The organism is Micromonospora sp. B9E7, assembly GCF_039871815.1.
Lineage (GTDB): Bacteria > Actinomycetota > Actinomycetes > Mycobacteriales > Micromonosporaceae > Micromonospora.
Genome location: NZ_JBDPLX010000001.1, coordinates 202,941 through 219,767, shown reverse-complemented (window position 1 = coordinate 219,767; position 16,827 = coordinate 202,941). Strand labels below are relative to the sequence as shown.

Genomic DNA, 16,827 nt, shown 5'->3' with positions numbered 1-16,827 from the left:
CTCCGCGGATGGACCTCGATGAACTTCCGCTGGCCGAGTTCGCGTTTCCGGGGCCGCTGCGGGACAAGCTGGTGGGCGCGATCCTGTCCGGGGCGAAGACCTCGACCACGGGCCTGCTGATCGGGTACGAGTGCGCCAACGAGCCGCTGCCCGAGGTGGGCCAACTGTCCGTCGTCGTGGACTCGGCGGGCCGGCGGGTCGCGGCCATCGAGCTGACCGACGTGCGGGTGGTCCGGCTCGCCGACGTCGACCTGCCACACGCCCTGGCCGAGGGGGAGGGCGACGAGTCGGTGGCGCAGTGGCGGGCGGGGCACGAGACGTTCTGGCACAGCGCCGAGGTGCGCGCCGAGCTGGGCGATCCCGACTTCACAGTGGACGACGACACCCTGGTGGTGACCGAGCGCTTCCGGCTGGTGCATGTCGCCTGAGCCGTCATCCGGTCCACCCCGCCCCGATCACCGTCCCGTGTGCGCGAGATCGCCACATGGATCGGTGGCAGCTCAGCAGGGCACCGCTCGGCGTGTCGAGCAGGTCAGCTGCCAACGATCAAGGAACGAGCAGCACTGCCTACAGCAACGGGCGCACGGCGGTGAGCCTACGCACAGCGTGAAGCCGAGGATGTTGTCGTGACGGCACTCGCTATCTTCTAGCCATGGGAGTGGATGCAGCTTCGGCGTACGAGGTTCGGCAGGGCCGGATCCGGACCGGACTGACGTTGGCGCTGTACAGCCTGTTGCCGGTCACGGCCATGGTGATCGGCCTGCAGGACCTGTCCGTCCGCTACTTGTTCTTCATCATCGGACTGGTGATCGAGGCTTTAGTCCTCATCGACGCACGTGGTCGTGTGCGCAGAGCGGCGCGCCGGGAGCTGCTCTTCGCCATTGACGAGAAGGGCGTCTACCTCGGTCCGGATGACTTTGGCCGGCCGGCGATGCGCGTGCCGTGGTCCAACATCGACTGCATAGTCCACTTCCACGGTCGGGTGTGGACGACCAGTAGCATGCCAGCCACGAACCGTAACGTGGGCCTCGTTCAAGGTAGCCGAATCGTCCATTCCCGAGGGATGGGCGGCTGGCGGTTGAACGTCGGGCGAGCTGCCGCAGCCGCCGCCCGGTTCGGCGGGGGAACGCAGGTGCTCAAGGGGCCATTTTACGGCCAGATATCGCGCGAGTGGTTCCACACCATCCCCTTGCCGCCAAAATGGCTTGCCGCCAATGCCGGACTTCGCGACGGGTGACTCCCTCCCGAGGTGCCCAAGACAAGCACTGATCAGGCGCTGAATCTGGGTCATCCAAGAGCGAGCTGCGTCCTAATCCGATTGACCAGATTCGGCAACGTAGACACCTTTGCCCGGATGTCCCTCGACCACCCCTCGATCCTTGAGGATCGTCATGACGCGGTTGATCGTCGAGATGTGAACCTTGTGTTGATCGGCCAGTTCGCGTATGGACGGTAGCTTCTCTCCCGGCGCGAGTTCTCCGGAATTGATCTTTTCGGTGATCTCGTTGGCGATGCGCCGGTAGTCCACTCTCTCGGTCGGCATGAGTCGATCTCCGCGGGTTCCCTGGTTTCGGCACCCTGATTCGATCACAAGCGGACCTGTTCCAACAAGTTCCAAGACCTAGCTTGACCTACTCCTACAAGTTGGAATAGGTTGTTGGCTCAGTCGGGTTCCCTGGTTTCGGCAAACTCCTGGGATCCCGGCGGCATACCCACCTGGGGGAGTACGACGCACGGACTCTGCCTCCCAGGTGGGGACTAATCATGAGTGCGGGGAGGGTGCTGGCCGTGCCGATCGACGAGCCGATCTCCAAGGCAACGCAGTTGTTCACGGCGAAGCGGGTCCTGGACGCGCATTGGACGCGGGCACTCGACCGTCCCTGGCGTGTGGGTGGATGCCTAGAGTGCCGAGGTCGCAACAAGTGTCCGCAGCTTGATTGGGCAATCGAGCTGATCGCGGAGGCGGCAGCGTTGATGTTCCAGAAGCGCTGACTTGCGCGACCCGAGCGACGGGTGCGGTCGCACGTGTTCCTGCCGAGCGTTGTCGGACAGCGCCTCCGAGCGACGTCGCCAGGATCTCAGTGCCGGGGCTGGCCTTTCGTAACTTGGGTCGGCCACACTGCGCGGTATGCGTGATCGTTGGCGCCGGTGGGCGTGGGTCGGGGTGCTCGTCATCGGGCTGATCCTCTATGTGGCGGTGCTGCGAACCCTCGTCAGCACCAAGAATCCGAACTTCGTACCGGCGTTGATCCTGCTCGGGGCGACGCTGGTGCCGCTGACGTTCCTGACGTTCGCGCAGGCCCGCACCGGGCGGTGGCAGGTGCCGGCGTCGGTGTTGGCGACGTCGGCGTTCTTCGGTGGTGTGATCGGCACGGTCGTCGCCGGCACCTTGGAGTACGACACCCTGCGTGGCCTCGGCACGCTGCCCATGCTGTTCGTGGCACTGATCGAGGAGTCGGCGAAGCTGATCGTGCCGGTGGTGCTGCTGTTCACGGTGGTGGCCCAGCATCGGCGTCGGGTGCCCTCGGACGGGCTGGTCATCGGCGTCGCCGCCGGCATGGGGTTCGCCGCGCTGGAGACGATGGGTTACGCGTTCAGCGCGTTGCTGAGTTCGCAGGGCAACATCGGGGCGGTCGAGCAGACGCTGTTCATCCGTGGTCTGACCGCGCCCGCCGGTCACACCGCCTGGACCGGGCTCACCGCTGGGGCGCTCTGGGCGTTGCTGGCCAGCCCGAGCGTCCGCCGGCTGTTCGGGTTCATCGGCACGTTCCTGGGCGTCGTCGTCCTGCACACCCTCTGGGACACGTTCACCGGTTCGCTGGTCTTCGTCGTGGTCGCCGTCGTCAGCATCGGCTGGCTGTTCTGGGAACTGCACCGCTACCGGACCTTCAACGACCACCCCGTCGGCCAACTCCAGCCGAACTGACCCCCGCCCGGCGGCCACCGAGCCTCCCCCGGCCCTCGCGAAGAGGGCGGGGGAGGCTTCTCTCTCTTCTGATCCCGCTGCGACGGGGACGGCACCTCGACTAATGTCAGGCTATTCACATTTGGTGTGATTAGTCGGGAAGGTGCGCGATGGGGGTGCCTCGCTGGATCGAGGGCTGGCCGGTCTACCGCCAGCTCACCGGCACCGACCCGCTCGGCCGTGGTGCCGCGGCGAAGTCCGACGGGTCCCGCGCGCTCACCGCCCGCACCGACACCGCCGACTCGATGGCCCGGTCCGTCTGCCCGTACTGCGCCGTCGGTTGCGGCCAGCGGGTGTACGTGAAGGACGGGCAGGTCACCCAGATCGAGGGTGATCCGGACAGTCCGATCTCGCGGGGTCGGCTCTGTCCGAAGGGCTCGGCCAGCAAGAGCCTGGTGACCAGTCCGTTGCGGCAGACCAAGGTGCGCTACCGCCGCCCGTACGGCACCGAGTGGGAGGACCTCGACCTCGACACGGCGATGAACATGATCGCCGACCGGGTGCTGGCCGCCCGGGACGACACCTGGGAGGACGTCGACCCCGAGGGGCGACCGCTCAACCGGACCCTGGGCATCTCCAGCCTGGGTGGGGCGACGCTGGACAACGAGGAGAACTACCTCATCAAGAAGTTGTTCACCGCGATGGGGGCGCTCCAGATCGAGAACCAGGCCCGTATTTGACACTCCGCCACCGTCCCCGGTCTGGGGACCAGCTTCGGCCGTGGCGGCGCCACCCAGTTCCAGCAGGACCTGTCGAACTCCGACGTCATCGTCATCCAGGGTTCGAACATGGCCGAGGCACACCCGGTGGGTTTCCAGTGGGTGATGGAGGCCAAGCGCCGGGGCGCGAAGGTCTTCCACGTCGACCCGCGGTTCACCCGCACCAGCGCGCTGGCCGATTCGTACCTGCCGATCCGGGCGGGCACCGACATCGCGCTGCTCGGTGGGGTGGTGCGCTACATCCTCGAAAACGAGCTGGACTTCCGGGAGTACGTCGTGGCCTACACCAACGCGGCGACGATCGTGACCGAGGAGTTCGCCGACACCGAGGACATGCACGGTCTCTTCTCCGGCTTCAACGACGACAACGCGACCTACGACCAGGCCAGTTGGCGCTACGAGGGCCACTCGCAGGACCAGACGACCCGGGACAGCGAGACCCAGCGGGAGACCGCGGCCGGGTTGGAACACGAGTCGCACGGCGCACCGGTCGGCGGCGAGACCGAACGCGACGAGACGTTGCAGCACCCGCGCTGCGTCTACCAGATCCTCAAGCGGCACTACGCCCGCTACACACCCGAGATGGTGGAACGGGTCTGCGGCGTCCCGCAGGAGAAGTTCCTGGAGTTGGCCCAGTCGTGGACGGAGAACTCCGGCCGCGACCGCACCGGCATGCTCGTCTACTCGGTGGGTTGGACCCAGCACAGCGTCGGTGTGCAGTACATCCGCACCGGCGCGATCATCCAGCTGCTGTTGGGCAACGTGGGCCGCCCAGGTGGCGGGGTGATGGCCCTGCGGGGACACGCCAGCATCCAGGGCTCTACCGACATCCCGACGTTGTTCAACCTGCTGCCCGGCTACCTGCCGATGCCGCACCACGCCGACCACCCGACCCTGGACGAGTGGGTGGACAGCATCCGGCACCCGGGACAGAAGGGGTTCTGGGGCAACGCCCGCACGTACGGCGTCAACCTGCTCAAGGCGTACTGGGGTGATGCCGCCACCGCCGAAAACGACTACTGCTACGGCTACCTGCCGCGGATGACCGGTGATCACGGCACGTACCAGCAGGTGCTCGACATGATCGACGGGAAGATCAAGGGGTACTTCCTGCTCGGGCAGAATCCGGCGGTCGGGTCGGCGCACGGTCGGGCGCAGCGGCTCGGGATGGCCAACCTGGACTGGTTGGTTGTTCGGGACCTGTTCATGATCGAGAGCGCGACGTTCTGGCAGAACGGGCCCGAGCTCGCCACCGGAGAGATCGTGCCCGAGGAGTGCCGCACCGAGGTGTTCTTCCTGCCCGCCGCCTCACACGTGGAGAAGGAGGGGACCTTCACCCAGACGCAACGCCTGTTGCAGTGGCGGGAGAAGGCCGTCGAACCGCCGGGCGACGCCCGCTCCGAGCTGTGGTTCTTCTACCACCTCGGGCGCATCATCCGGGAACGGTTGGCAGCGTCGACCACGCCCCGCGACCGGGCGCTGCTCGACCTCAGCTGGGACTACCCCACGCACGGTCCGCACGCGGAGCCGAGCGCCGAGGCGGTGCTGCGGGAGATCAACGGGTACGACGTGGCCACCGGTCGGCCGCTGGCGTCGTTCACCGAGATGAAGGACGACGGCTCCACCGTCGCCGGTTGCTGGATCTACACCGGCGTGTACGCGGACGGCGTCAACCAGGCCGCCCGCCGCAAACCCGGCGCGGAGCAGTCTCTGGTGGCGCCGGAGTGGGGTTGGGCGTGGCCGGCGAACCGGCGCATCCTGTACAACCGCGCGTCGGCGGACCCGGACGGCAACCCGTGGTCCGAGCGCAAGCGTTACGTGTGGTGGGACGCCGAGAAATCCGAGTGGACCGGTTACGACGTGGCGGACTTCGAGAAGACCAAGCCGCCGTCCTACCGGCCGGAGCGCGACGCCTCGGGCGTGGCGGGCATCGCCGGCGACGACCCGTTCATCCTCCAGGGTGACGGCAAGGGCTGGCTGTACGCGCCCACCGGCGTGCTCGACGGGCCGCTGCCCACCCACTACGAGCCGGTCGAGTCGCCGGTGCGCAACCCGCTCTACCGGCAGCAGGCCAACCCCACCCGCAAGGTCTACGCGCACCCGATCAACAGTTTGAACCCGAGTCCGCCGCAGCAGCACAGCGACGTCTTCCCGTACGTGTTCACGGTCAGCCGGCTCACCGAGCACCACACCGCCGGCGGGATGAGCCGGACCGTGTCACCGCTGGCCGAGCTGCAACCGGAGATGTTCGTCGAGGTGTCGCCGGAGTTGGCGGCCCTGCGAGGGTTGAGTCACCTGGGCTGGGCCCACCTGGTCACCAGCCGCGCGGCCGTCGAGGCGAAGGTACTGGTGACCGACCGTGTCACGCCGCTGCGGGTGGATGGCCGGGTCATCCACCAGGTCTGGGTGCCGTACCACTTCGGCTACGAGGGCCTGGTGACGGGCGACTCGGCCAACGACCTGTTCGGCATCACCCTCGACCCGAACGTCCTGATTCAGGAAAGCAAGGTCGGCACGTGCGACGTCCGGCCCGGACGACGCCCCAGAGGACAGGATCTGTTGGACCTCGTCGTCGACTACCGGCGGCGGTCGGGGAACCTCGTCCAACGGTACCCGCCGATGGTCACGACCGACGTCGCCGACAGCAGCAGCGACCAGGAGGCCTGACCGATGCCCCACGCCAACGCCCTGTACGGGCCGCTGGACCCCGCACCGGACGCCGGCTACGAGAACCCGCCGCCGCGGATGGGGTTCTTCACCGACACCAGCGTCTGCATCGGCTGCAAAGCGTGCGAGGTGGCCTGCAAGGAGTGGAACGGCGTCCCCGCGGGTGGGCTCGACCTGCTGGGCATGTCGTACGACAACACCGGCGCGTTGACCGCCAACTCGTGGCGGCACGTCGCGTTCATCGAGCAGCCCCGCTCGGCCGGCTGGGCGACTCCGGCGTTCGAGGGGGAACCGGACGGGCCGGCGATCAGCCCGCTCACGGCGGCCGTCGGCGCGCGTACCAGCACCGACACCGGAACCGACCCCGGCCTGGACACCGGCTCGCCTGCCGCGGCGGCCCGCATGTCGGGCGGGCCGGAGTTCCTGGGGATGCCGGGTGCGCAGCCGCCGGGGAGGGGCTCGGGCGCGGAGGAGCGGACGGATTTCCGCTGGTTGATGATGTCGGATGTGTGCAAGCACTGCACCCATGCGGCCTGCCTGGATGTGTGTCCGACCGGTTCGTTGTTCCGGACGGAGTTCGGCACCGTGGTGGTGCAGGAGGACATCTGCAACGGTTGTGGTTACTGCATCTCGGCGTGTCCGTACGGCGTCATCGATCAACGTAAGGATGATGGTCGGGCGTGGAAGTGCACGCTGTGCTATGACCGGTTGGGTGCGGGGATGACGCCGGCGTGTGCGCAGGCGTGTCCGACGGAGTCGATCCAGTACGGGCCGCTGGACGAGCTGCGGGAGCGGGCCGCCGCGCGGGTCGAGACGCTGCACGAGCGGGGCGTCCCCGAGGCGCGTCTGTACGGGCATGACCCGAACGACGGCGTCGGTGGTGATGGTGCGTTCTTCCTGCTGTTGGACGAGCCGGAGGTGTACGGGCTGCCCCCGGACCCGATCGTGACCACCCGCGACCTGCCGGCCATGTGGAAGCGTGCCGGCCTGGCAGCGATGACGATGGGGGTCGCCACGGCGGTCGCGTTCCTGGGCAGGCGGCGATGACCGACGGGACGCCATCGAACGAGCCGGTCGGCGCCCGGTTCCGCGAGTTCCAGGCTGGCCTCGATCAGCCCGACGGAAAGCGCCACCGGCAGCCCCGCAGACGAGGCGGCGACGGCGAGCAGCTCACGGTGCCGCCGGCCGACTTCGCCTCCTACTACGGCCGGCCGGTTCTGAAGCCACCGGTGTGGAAGTACGACATCGCCGGCTACCTGTTCACCGGAGGCCTCGCCGCCGGAAGTGCGCTGATCGGCGCGGGCGCCCAACTGACCGGACGACCCGGACTACGCAAGGTGGGCCGTTGGACGGCCCTCGGAGGCGTCGCCGCCAGCACGTACCTGCTGGTCCACGACCTCGGCCGGCCGGCCCGGTTCCATCACATGCTCCGGGTCGCCAAGGTGACCTCGCCGATGTCGGTCGGCACCTGGATCCTCGCCGCGTTCGGCCCGCTGGCCGGCGTGGCCGCGGTCGCCGAGCTCGCGCCGCTGCTCCCGCAGCACGGTGTGCTCGGCCTCGCCCGTCGGCTCGCACCGCCCGTCGGCAACGTCGCCGGCCTGGCCGCCGCGGCCACCGCGCCGGCGCTGGCGACGTACACCGGGGTGCTGCTCGCCGACACGGCCGTGCCGTCCTGGCACGACGCCTACCCGTCGCTGCCGTTCGTCTTCGCCGGTAGCGCGCTCGCCGCCGCGTCCGGGGTCGGACTGATCGCGGCGCCGGCCGCGGAGACCACCCCACTGCGCCGACTCGCCCTGGCCGCCGCGGCCATCGAGTTGGGCGGGGGGCACCGGCTGGAGCGGCAGGGCCTCACCAGCGAGCCCTACAGGCACGGACGCAGCGGCCGGCTCGTCAAGGCGGGACGCGCCCTGCTCGCCGTGGGCACCGCCATCGCGTTGGTCAGCCGACGCAGCCGGGTCCTGTCGGCGATCTCCGGCACTGCCCTCGTGGCGTCGTCGGTCGCCACCCGGTTCGGCGTCTTCGAGGCGGGAAGGGTGTCGGCCCGCGATCCGAAGTACACCGTCGTGCCGCAACGGGAGCGGCTCGCCGAGAACCGGTCGACCACCCAACTCTGAGCGGATCGGCGAACGGAAGGCGCCCCCTTCAGGGGCGCCTTCCGTTGCGATGCAAGAGGTCCGGCCGCGACGGGCCGCCGCGCGTCAGCCGGTGAACAGCTTCGCGGCGGTGATCGCGGTCTGGACGATGCCGTACCCGAGTAGTACCGCGATCAGCAGCCACGACAACCAGAGCCGCCCGGTCTGGCTACCGACGCGCGGCGGCGCGGGAGGTCGACTGTCCCGCCCGAGAGCGACCGGCTCGGTGACGGTGGCCTTCGCCACGGGTGAGGTCGGCCCTCGGTTCGGTTCGTGGAACCGCTCGGGCACGGAACGGACCAGCAGGTTCGCGACGAATCCGATGGCGAGGATGCCGACCATGGTGAACAGCGCGGGCCGGTACGCGGCCGCGGTGAGGGTGCCGGGCTTGCCCTGCGTGTCGAGGATCCCGTTGACGATCAGCGGACCGGCGACACCCGCGGCCGACCAGGCGGTCAGGATCCGGCCGTGGATGGCCCCGACCTGGAAGGTGCCGAACAGGTCACGCAGGTAGGCGGGCATGGTGGCGAAGCCACCGCCGTAGAAGGAGATGATCGCGGCGGCGATCAGCACGAAGACGGCGGTCGCGGAGTGGCCGGCCACGGCGAGCAGCAGGTACAGCACCATGCCGACGCCGAGGTAGACCATGTAGATGGGCTTGCGGCCGATGAGGTCGGACGTCGTGGACCAGACGAACCGCCCAGCCATGTTGAACAGCGACAGCACTCCCACGAAACCGGCCGCCGCCGTCACCGAGACCGTGGTGGTGGTCCCGTTGTCCCGGAAGAAGTCCTGGATCATCGGGCTTGCCTGCTCCAGGATGCCGATGCCCGCGGTGACGTTGCAGAACAGCACGATCCACAGCAACCAGAACGACCGGGTACGCACGGCGTTCGACGCGGACACGCTCGCCGTCGTCACCAGCGGCCGGGCGGCGACGCTCGCGGGGTCGAACCCGGCGGGCCGCCAGTCCGGCGCCGGCACCCGGACGTTGAACGGGCCGAACATCATGATCACGAAATAGCCGATGCCGAACGTGACGAAGAGCGCCACGAGGGCGTTGCCCGACGCCACGGCGGCCGGGTTGTTGGGGTTGTAGCCGGAGTCGTAGAGGGAGAGCAGTTGGCGCGCGAGCGGGCCGGCGACCAGGGCGCCGCCGCCGAACCCCATGATGGCCAGCCCGGTGGCGAGGCCGGGGCGGTCCGGGAACCACTTGATCAGGGTGGAGACGGGCGAGATGTAGCCGATGCCGAGCCCGATGCCGCCGATGACGCCGTACCCGAGGTAGAGGAGCCAGAGTTGTTGGGTCGCGATGCCGAGTGCGCCGACCAGGAACCCGACCGCCCAGAAGCAGGCGGAGACGAACATCGCCCGGCGCGGTCCGTTCCGCTCCACCCAACGGCCACCCACCGCCGCGGACGAACCCAGCATGACGATGGCGATACTGAAGATCGCCCCGATCGCCGTCTGGCTGGTGTCGAAGTGCGCGATGAGGGAGTTCTTGTAGACACTCGTCGCGTAGACCTGGCCGATGCAGACGTGCACGGCCAGTGCGGCGGTCGGAATGAGCCAGCGGCTGTATCCCGGGGGAGCGACCGTGTGCCGGGGATCGAAGACCGACAGCATGGGCATCGTCCACACCTCCTGCGGCTGAAAAGGCCGGGACGTTGCCGAGCTGTCCGACCCGGCAGTTGGCCGAGGGGCGCCGCCGCAGTGGCGGCTCGGCGCACGTCTGGCGTCAGCCGATTACCGGCTTAGCCTCACGTTACGTGGCGACAGGTTCACGCCATGTGATTACCCAGAAACGCGGGATGGGGGACGTCGGCTCGCCAGCGACAGGGGTCAGCGTGCGGGCGCGGCATGTCCGGTTCGCCCCGGGCCGGGGGCCGATCTGACCCTTCTCCCTCGGTGGAGCGGCGTGGGGGCGTGCCGTCTCCGGCCGGCCCCCCACGCCGCCCGCGTGGCTCACTCGCTGCGGGCGAAGCCACCCTTCGGCGCGATGAGTTCGAGGTTCGTCCCGTCCGGGTCGTTGAAGTACGCGACCTCGGTGCCGAGGGCCTCCGGCGGGTTCACCTCACCGGCCGCGAAGGTGTACGGCTCCCCGAGGAACTCGAACCCGGCGGCGCGCATCCGGTCGAAGAACGAACGCACGTCGTCCACGTGGAAGCAGAGGTGCATCGAGCCGGGCCGGTTGGCGGCCACCTGGGCGGCCTCGCCTACCGGGTCCTGGAACTGGATCAGGTCGATCCCCAGGTTGTCAGGTCGTACCCGCCCCTTGATCAGTTCATGCGCCGGCGCGTCAGGCGCGTTCGACCCGGGCCTGCTGGTGATCGGTCAGCCGCAGCCCGACGCCTCGAACGACGTCGATGGTGGCCCCGGTGCCGAGGTCGTGCAGCTTGCGGCGTAGCCGCTTCACCAGCGACTGCACGTCCGCCTTCCGTTCACGTCCCTCGTCACCCCAGACCGACCGGTGCAACTCCGCGTAGCTCCAGACCCGGGCCGGCTCGGTGATCAGGCAGGTCAGCAGGTCGTGTTCCAGCCGGGTGAGGTCGACCTCCCGTTCCCCGCAGCGGGCGCTGGATCGGGCCGAGTCGATCACCAGAGCGGTGACCGGCGCGGGCTCGGACGCGGCGACTGCCATCTGCTGCGGGGTGGCGATCAGTCGGCGTAGCTCGTCGAGGTCGGCCACGAGCAGCAACGGTGCGATGCCGTCGAGACGTTCCGCGAGCCGGATGCGTTCGGCCGGCGACGAGGTCACCGCGATCAGTAGCGGGAACGGCTCGTCGGCCGGACCCTCCCTGTTCGACGTCGCATCGTCGTCCTCGGCCACAGCACCGCCCGGGATCGATGGGCATCCCTGCCCGGCTCTCGTCATGGTCCTGACAATGATTGGCAAGCGCGTCGCCAGCGCTGCAACTCTTAGCGACAAGTTGCTCACGGCAAGTTCTTGATCGTCCTTTCTTCTCGATCATAGTGTCCACTCGGGCAACCGGCGTGACCCGCGCGGTGCATGGGGAGTCCACCCATGGCCCATCTTCACCCTGGGTCGTTCTGAGGGAGGCAGCACCGATGTTCAGACGTCCACAATGGCGGCGCACAGCCAGATCACTGGTGAGCGCCGGTGCGGCGGCGATCCTCGCCGCGACATGCTTGGCCACCGTCGGCTCCGGAGCACAGGCCGCGCCGGGCGGCGGGATGCAGGCGGGCGCCCCGACCGGCGACAAGATCCGACCCGAGCTCGCCAAGCAGCTCCAGGCCAAGAGTGAAGGGGACTTCTGGATCCGGTTCAAGGACCGGGCGGACCTCAGCAAGGCCAGCGCCATCAAGGACTGGTCGAAGCGCGGCACCGCGGTCGCGGACGCTCTGCGCAAGACCGCCGCCGCGAGCCAGGGCAAGATCCGGGCCGACCTCGACAGCTCGGGCGCCAGGTACCAGACCTTCTGGGCCACCAACGCGATCAAGGTGAGCAGCGGCTCGCTCGCGATGGCGCAGAAGTTCGCCGGGCACTCGGAGGTCGAGGGCCTCTACGCGCCGGTTGCCTACAAGGTGCCCGAGACCACCAAGGGCGCGGACGAGAAGACCGTGAACGCCCTCGAGTGGGGCATCGCCAACATCAACGCCGACGACGTCTGGTCCCAGTACGGCGTCAAGGGCGAGGGCATCACCATCGCGAACATCGACACCGGGGTCCAGTTCAACCACCCGGCGCTCGTCAACTCCTACCGCGGCAACAACGGCGACGGCACGTTCGACCACAACTACAACTGGTTCAACGCGGCCGAAGCCACCGGTGCCTGCGCGACCGCCCCCTGTGACGGCGACGGCCACGGTACGCACACGATGGGCACCATGGCCGGCTCCGACGGCGCGAACCAGATCGGTGTCGCCCCCGGGGTCAAGTGGATCGCGGCGAACGGTTGCTGCCCCAGTGACGCCGCCCTGATCGAATCCGGTCAGTGGATGCTCGAACCGCTGGACCTCAACGGTCAGAACGCGGACGCGAGCAAGCGGCCGAACATCATCAACAACTCGTGGGGCACCCGGGACCCGTCGAACGAGCCGTTCATGGAGGACGTGACGAACGCCTGGACCGCGTCCGGGATCTTCGGCGCCTGGTCCAACGGCAACAGCGGGCCGGCGTGCCAGACCAGTGGTTCGCCGGGCAGCCTCGCCAGCAACTACTCGACCGGCGCGTACGACATCAACAACAACGTCGCCGGCTTCTCCGCCCGGGGCGTCGGACAGAACGGCGAGATCAAGCCCAACATCTCGGCACCGGGCGTGAACATCCGGTCGAGCATCCCGGGCAGCGCGTACGGCAGCATCAGCGGCACCTCGATGGCCGCACCACACCTGGCGGGCACGATCGCGTTGCTGTACTCGGCGGCGCCATCGCTGATCGGTGACGTCGACGCCACCCGTGCGCTGCTCAACGGCGCGGCGGTCGACAAGGCCGACGACCAGTGTGGCGGCACCGCGGCCGACAACAACGTCTACGGCGAAGGCACGCTGGACGCCCTCGCGTTGCTCAACGCGGCCCCGACCGGCGACATCGGCACCCTGGCCGGCACGGTCACCGACGCGGCCACCGGCGCCCCGATCGCCGGCGCGACCCTGACGCTCACCGGCCCGGCCGCGCGGGAGCTGACCACCGGCGCCGACGGCAAGTACTCGACCCAACTGCCCACCGGTGACTACCAGGTCGCCGTGGCGGCCTTCGGCTACGGCAGCACCACGAAGCCGGCGACCGTCGCCAAGAGCGCGACCACCACGCTCGACGTCGCGTTGACGCCGGTGCCCAGTGTCAACGTCACCGGATCGGTCACCGACGGCTCCGGCCACGGCTGGCCGTTGTACGCGAAGGTGACCGTCACCGGCGTGTCCGGCGTCTACGACTACACCACCCCGTCGAACGGTCGCTACAGCATCAAGCTGCCGGCCGGGCAGACCTACACCCTGAAGTACGAGTCGCAGTACCCGGGCTACCAGACCGTCACCAAGCAGGTCGTGGTCGGCACGGGTAACGCCACCGCCAACGTCGCGGTGCCGGTGGACACCGACACCTGCACCACGGCACCCGGCTACACGTTCGGCTCCGACGGTGAGTACGAGACGTTCGACGGCACGACCACCCCGGCCGGCTGGACCGTCGTGGACAACGCGGGCAGCGGTCAGGTCTGGAAGTTCACCGACGACGGCGACCGGGGCAACCTGACCGGCGGCACCGGAAACTTCGCGATGATCGACAGCGACGCCTACGGAGCGGGCAGCAGCCAGGACACCTCCCTGGTCAGCCCGGTGGTCGACCTGACCGCTGTCACGGCCCCGGTCATCCGGTTCAACCAGGACTTCAACCAGCTGGCCGACGACACCGCCGACGTCGATCTGAGCATCGACGGTGGCACCACCTGGACCAACCTGCTCCGGCAGGAGACCGACGTCCGGGGACCGAAGGTGACCGAGATTCCGATCCCGCAGGCGGCTGGCCAGGCGCAGGTGCAGGTGCGGTTCCACTACTACGACGCCTCGTACGAGTGGTGGTGGGAGGTCGACAACGTCCTCATCGGCAGCCAGGTCACCTGCGTGCCGGTCGACGGCGGTCTGGTCGTCGGCAACGTCCGCGACAAGAACGACGACAGCTACGTCAACGGTGCGACCGTCACCAGCAAGGACCGGCCCACCGAGAAGGCCGTCACGGTGGCGACCCCGGACGACCCGGGGCTGGCCGACGGCTTCTACTGGATCTACTCGTCGGTGACCGGCGAGCACGAGTTCACGGCGAGCGCCGGCAACTACGTCAGCCAGACCAAGTCGGTCGACGTCGAGGCCGACTGGGCGACCACCGCGAACTTCCAGCTCGCGGCCGGCCGGCTGTCGGTGACGCCGACTGAGCTGAGCGCGACGCTCCAGATGCCCAACGGCAAGGCGAGCAGGACGTTCACGGTGACCAACACCGGCGGCGCGCCGGTCGAGGTCAAGTTCGGCGAGCGGGACAACGGATTCGAACTCCTCCGGGCGGACGGGTCCAAGGTCACCCGGCAGCAGGTGCTCGGGGGCAGCGGTGCGCCGGAGCAGCGGCTCACCGTACCGACGTCGTTCGCCGCCAAGGCGTCCGGCAAGGAGGCCAAGGCCGCCGCCTCCGCGGTCGGCCCGCAAGCGGCACCGTGGACCGACATCGCCAACTACCCGTCCGCGATCATGGACAACCGGGTGGTGAACCTGGACGGCAAGGTGTACTCGATCGGTGGTGGCGACGGTAGCGCCTCCACCACCAAGAACTACGCCTACGACCCGGCCGCCCAGACCTGGACGGCGATCGCGGACCTCCCGGGCGCTCGTAACGCCGTGACGGTGGGCGTCCTGAACGGGAAGATCATCGCCAGCGGTGGCTGGGGCGACGAGGGCCCGGACTCCGCCACGTGGTCGTACGACCCGGGGGCCAACACCTGGACGGAGCTGGCCGACAACCCGGCACCGCGAGCCGCCGCCGGTCAGGCCGTCGTCGACGGCAAGCTGTACGCCATCGGTGGCTGCACCACGGCCGCCTGTACGCCGATGTCGAACAGCGTCGTCCGGTACGACCCGGCGACCGACGCCTGGGAGACGATGGCCAACTACCCGAAGTCGGTGGCCTTCGCCTCCTGCGGCGGGATCGACGGCATGGTCTACTGCACCGGCGGCAACGACGGTTCGGTTTCGCAGAAGTCCAGCTACGCCTTCGACCCGGGTGCCAACACCTGGACCGCGATCGCCGACGCGCCGGCCGACAACTGGGCCAGCTCGTACGCCGTCGCCAGCGGCAAGCTGCTCGTCGTCGGTGGTTCGCAGGGTGGGGCCATCAGCAACGCCGGCTTCGCCTTCGACCCGGCCGCCGGCTCGTGGTCCAACCTGCCGAACGCCAACACCGCCCGTTACCGGGGCGGCGCGGCATGCGGCTTCTACAAGGTCGGCGGCTCGTCCGGCAGCTTCAACGCGGCGGCCAACAGCGAGGTGCTCCCGGGCTTCGAGGGATGCGCCGAGTCGGCGGCCGACGTCAGCTGGATGACCATCGACAAGTCGTCGGCCACCCTCGCACCGGGTGCGAAGGTGACGGTCACCGTCGGTCTGACGGCGAACGTGGACCAGCCGGGCACCTACTCCGGCTCGGTCGGGATCACCGAGAACACGCCGTACTCGGTGGCGCCGGTCGCGGTGACCATGACCGCGAACCCCCCGAAGACCTGGGGCAAGCTCATGGGTACGGTCATCGGCAGCAGCTGCCAGGGTGCGACCTCGCCGCTCACCGGCGCGGTCGTCCAGGTCGACTCGTGGGCGGCGTCGTACACCTTCGCCACCGATGCCGAGGGCAAGTACGCCTACTGGGTGGACCGCCGCAACAACCCGCTCACGATGATCGTCGCCAAGGACGGCTGGAAGCCGCAGACCCGCCAGACGAAGATCAACACCACCACTCCCACGGTGGAGAACTTCGGGTTGGTGCCGATCAAGTGCTGACGCCTGAGCGTTAGCGCACCGTCCGGCCCGCCTGGTCTCGACCAGGCGGGCCGGACCGTGTCCGAGGGTCAGACCGGAGCGAGCCGGAAGCCGACGCCGCGTACCGAGTGGATGGTCGTCGCGGCGTTGAGTCTCGCGAGCTTGCCGCGCACCCGGCGGACCACCGAGTGCATGTCGGAGCCCCGGCCGAGGTGCCGGTTGCCCCAGACCTCAAGGTGCAGACGCTCGTAGGTCCAGATCTGCCCGGGCGCGTGCACCAGGCAGAGCAGGACGTCGTGCTCCAACCGGGTCAGGTCGATCTCCTGGTCGCGCCACCGCAGCACCCGGCGGTCGGAGTCGACGGCCAGGTCCGGCGACGGCTGCGGGCTCGGTGTCACCTCGGCGAGCATGGTGCTCGTCTGCGGAGCCGTGGCGAGCATGGTGCTCGTCTGCGGAGCCGTGGCGAGCACGGTTGCGGCCTGCGGGGCCGTGGCGAGCACGGTTGCGGCCTGCGGGGCCGTGGCGGTTTCGGTTTGCCGGGCCTCGGCGAGCACAGGCCGGTCCGGCGAGGTCGCCGCCGGAGGCGTGTCGACCACACCGAGGAACTCTCGGGCCTGGTCGACTGTCGAGACGATCAGAAAGGCGTCACTTCCGCCGAGCAGCCGGGCCAGATGTCGGCGTTCGGCCGGCGAGGACGCGATGCCGATGACCAGGCTGGCGACTGGAATTCCCTGCATTCCCCCAACCCCTTCCGGTTCCCCAGCTCACTCCGGATGGATTCTTCGCACCGACGAAGACATCGATCGGTGTCCTGACCCTAGTGGTGGCTGATCTCGGCGGGGTAAAACATGGTTGCATGTAAGCACGTGAA

The 16,827-nt window shown here is 68.9% G+C and carries 13 protein-coding genes; 8 read left to right on the top strand and 5 right to left on the bottom strand.

Going from position 1 to position 16,827, the window contains the following annotated elements; genetic code table 11:
- Nucleotides 1-8 precede the first annotated feature (8 nt).
- Nucleotides 9-428, top strand: a complete 420-nt coding sequence (locus ABGB10_RS00970) for an ASCH domain-containing protein (RefSeq protein WP_347658885.1) — start codon at nucleotides 9-11, stop codon at nucleotides 426-428.
- Between the two features lie 224 nt (nucleotides 429-652).
- Nucleotides 653-1,237, top strand: a complete 585-nt coding sequence (locus tag ABGB10_RS00965) for a hypothetical protein (protein WP_347658884.1) — start codon at nucleotides 653-655, stop codon at nucleotides 1,235-1,237.
- 72 nt (nucleotides 1,238-1,309) lie between these two features.
- On the opposite strand, the gene ABGB10_RS00960 is transcribed toward ABGB10_RS00965, so the two are convergent.
- Nucleotides 1,310-1,543 carry a winged helix-turn-helix domain-containing protein gene (locus ABGB10_RS00960; protein WP_347658883.1) on the bottom strand — a complete coding sequence of 78 codons (234 nt, stop codon included), beginning with the start codon at nucleotides 1,541-1,543 and terminating at the stop codon, nucleotides 1,310-1,312.
- A 245-nt stretch (nucleotides 1,544-1,788) separates the two neighbouring features.
- On the opposite strand from ABGB10_RS00960, the gene ABGB10_RS00955 reads away from it, so the two are divergent.
- From ABGB10_RS00955 to nrfD, 5 genes are all read left to right on the top strand, one after another.
- Nucleotides 1,789-1,992, top strand: a complete 204-nt coding sequence (locus tag ABGB10_RS00955) for a hypothetical protein (protein WP_347658882.1) — start codon at nucleotides 1,789-1,791, stop codon at nucleotides 1,990-1,992.
- 136 nt (nucleotides 1,993-2,128) lie between these two features.
- A complete protein-coding gene (locus tag ABGB10_RS00950; protein WP_347658881.1) occupies nucleotides 2,129-2,926 on the top strand; it encodes a PrsW family intramembrane metalloprotease in 798 nt (265 codons plus the stop codon).
- 149 nt (nucleotides 2,927-3,075) lie between these two features.
- Nucleotides 3,076-6,351 (top strand): formate dehydrogenase, encoded by a 3,276-nt coding sequence (gene fdh, locus ABGB10_RS00945; RefSeq protein ID WP_347658880.1) that lies wholly within the window; start codon nucleotides 3,076-3,078, stop codon nucleotides 6,349-6,351.
- Between the two features lie 3 nt (nucleotides 6,352-6,354).
- Nucleotides 6,355-7,398: a 4Fe-4S dicluster domain-containing protein gene (locus ABGB10_RS00940; RefSeq protein ID WP_347658879.1), complete on the top strand. Its 1,044-nt coding sequence runs from the start codon at nucleotides 6,355-6,357 to the stop codon at nucleotides 7,396-7,398.
- The gene (gene nrfD, locus ABGB10_RS00935; RefSeq protein ID WP_347658878.1) at nucleotides 7,395-8,465 is read left to right on the top strand and encodes an NrfD/PsrC family molybdoenzyme membrane anchor subunit; all 1,071 of its coding nucleotides are present in this window, start codon (nucleotides 7,395-7,397) and stop codon (nucleotides 8,463-8,465) included. The genes ABGB10_RS00940 and nrfD overlap by 4 nt, the downstream gene beginning before the upstream one ends.
- A gap of 84 nt (nucleotides 8,466-8,549) precedes the next feature.
- Here the strand turns inward: nrfD and ABGB10_RS00930 are convergent, their stop codons facing one another.
- The 3 genes from ABGB10_RS00930 to ABGB10_RS00920 all read right to left on the bottom strand — a co-directional run bounded on the left by ABGB10_RS00930 (nucleotide 8,550) and on the right by ABGB10_RS00920 (nucleotide 11,313).
- Nucleotides 8,550-10,109 (bottom strand): OFA family MFS transporter, encoded by a 1,560-nt coding sequence (locus ABGB10_RS00930; RefSeq protein ID WP_347659228.1) that lies wholly within the window; start codon nucleotides 10,107-10,109, stop codon nucleotides 8,550-8,552.
- A 339-nt stretch (nucleotides 10,110-10,448) separates the two neighbouring features.
- Nucleotides 10,449-10,730 carry a VOC family protein gene (locus tag ABGB10_RS00925; RefSeq protein WP_347659227.1) on the bottom strand — a complete coding sequence of 94 codons (282 nt, stop codon included), beginning with the start codon at nucleotides 10,728-10,730 and terminating at the stop codon, nucleotides 10,449-10,451.
- A 52-nt stretch (nucleotides 10,731-10,782) separates the two neighbouring features.
- Nucleotides 10,783-11,313 (bottom strand): winged helix-turn-helix domain-containing protein, encoded by a 531-nt coding sequence (locus tag ABGB10_RS00920; protein ID WP_347658877.1) that lies wholly within the window; start codon nucleotides 11,311-11,313, stop codon nucleotides 10,783-10,785.
- A gap of 281 nt (nucleotides 11,314-11,594) precedes the next feature.
- On the opposite strand from ABGB10_RS00920, the gene ABGB10_RS00915 reads away from it, so the two are divergent.
- Nucleotides 11,595-15,977, top strand: coding sequence for a S8 family serine peptidase (locus ABGB10_RS00915; RefSeq protein ID WP_347658876.1), 4,383 nt, complete (start codon nucleotides 11,595-11,597; stop codon nucleotides 15,975-15,977).
- Nucleotides 15,978-16,045: 68 nt separating this feature from the next.
- On the opposite strand, the gene ABGB10_RS00910 is transcribed toward ABGB10_RS00915, so the two are convergent.
- Nucleotides 16,046-16,693 carry a winged helix-turn-helix domain-containing protein gene (locus tag ABGB10_RS00910; protein ID WP_347658875.1) on the bottom strand — a complete coding sequence of 216 codons (648 nt, stop codon included), beginning with the start codon at nucleotides 16,691-16,693 and terminating at the stop codon, nucleotides 16,046-16,048.
- Between the last annotated feature and the right edge of the window lie 134 nt (nucleotides 16,694-16,827).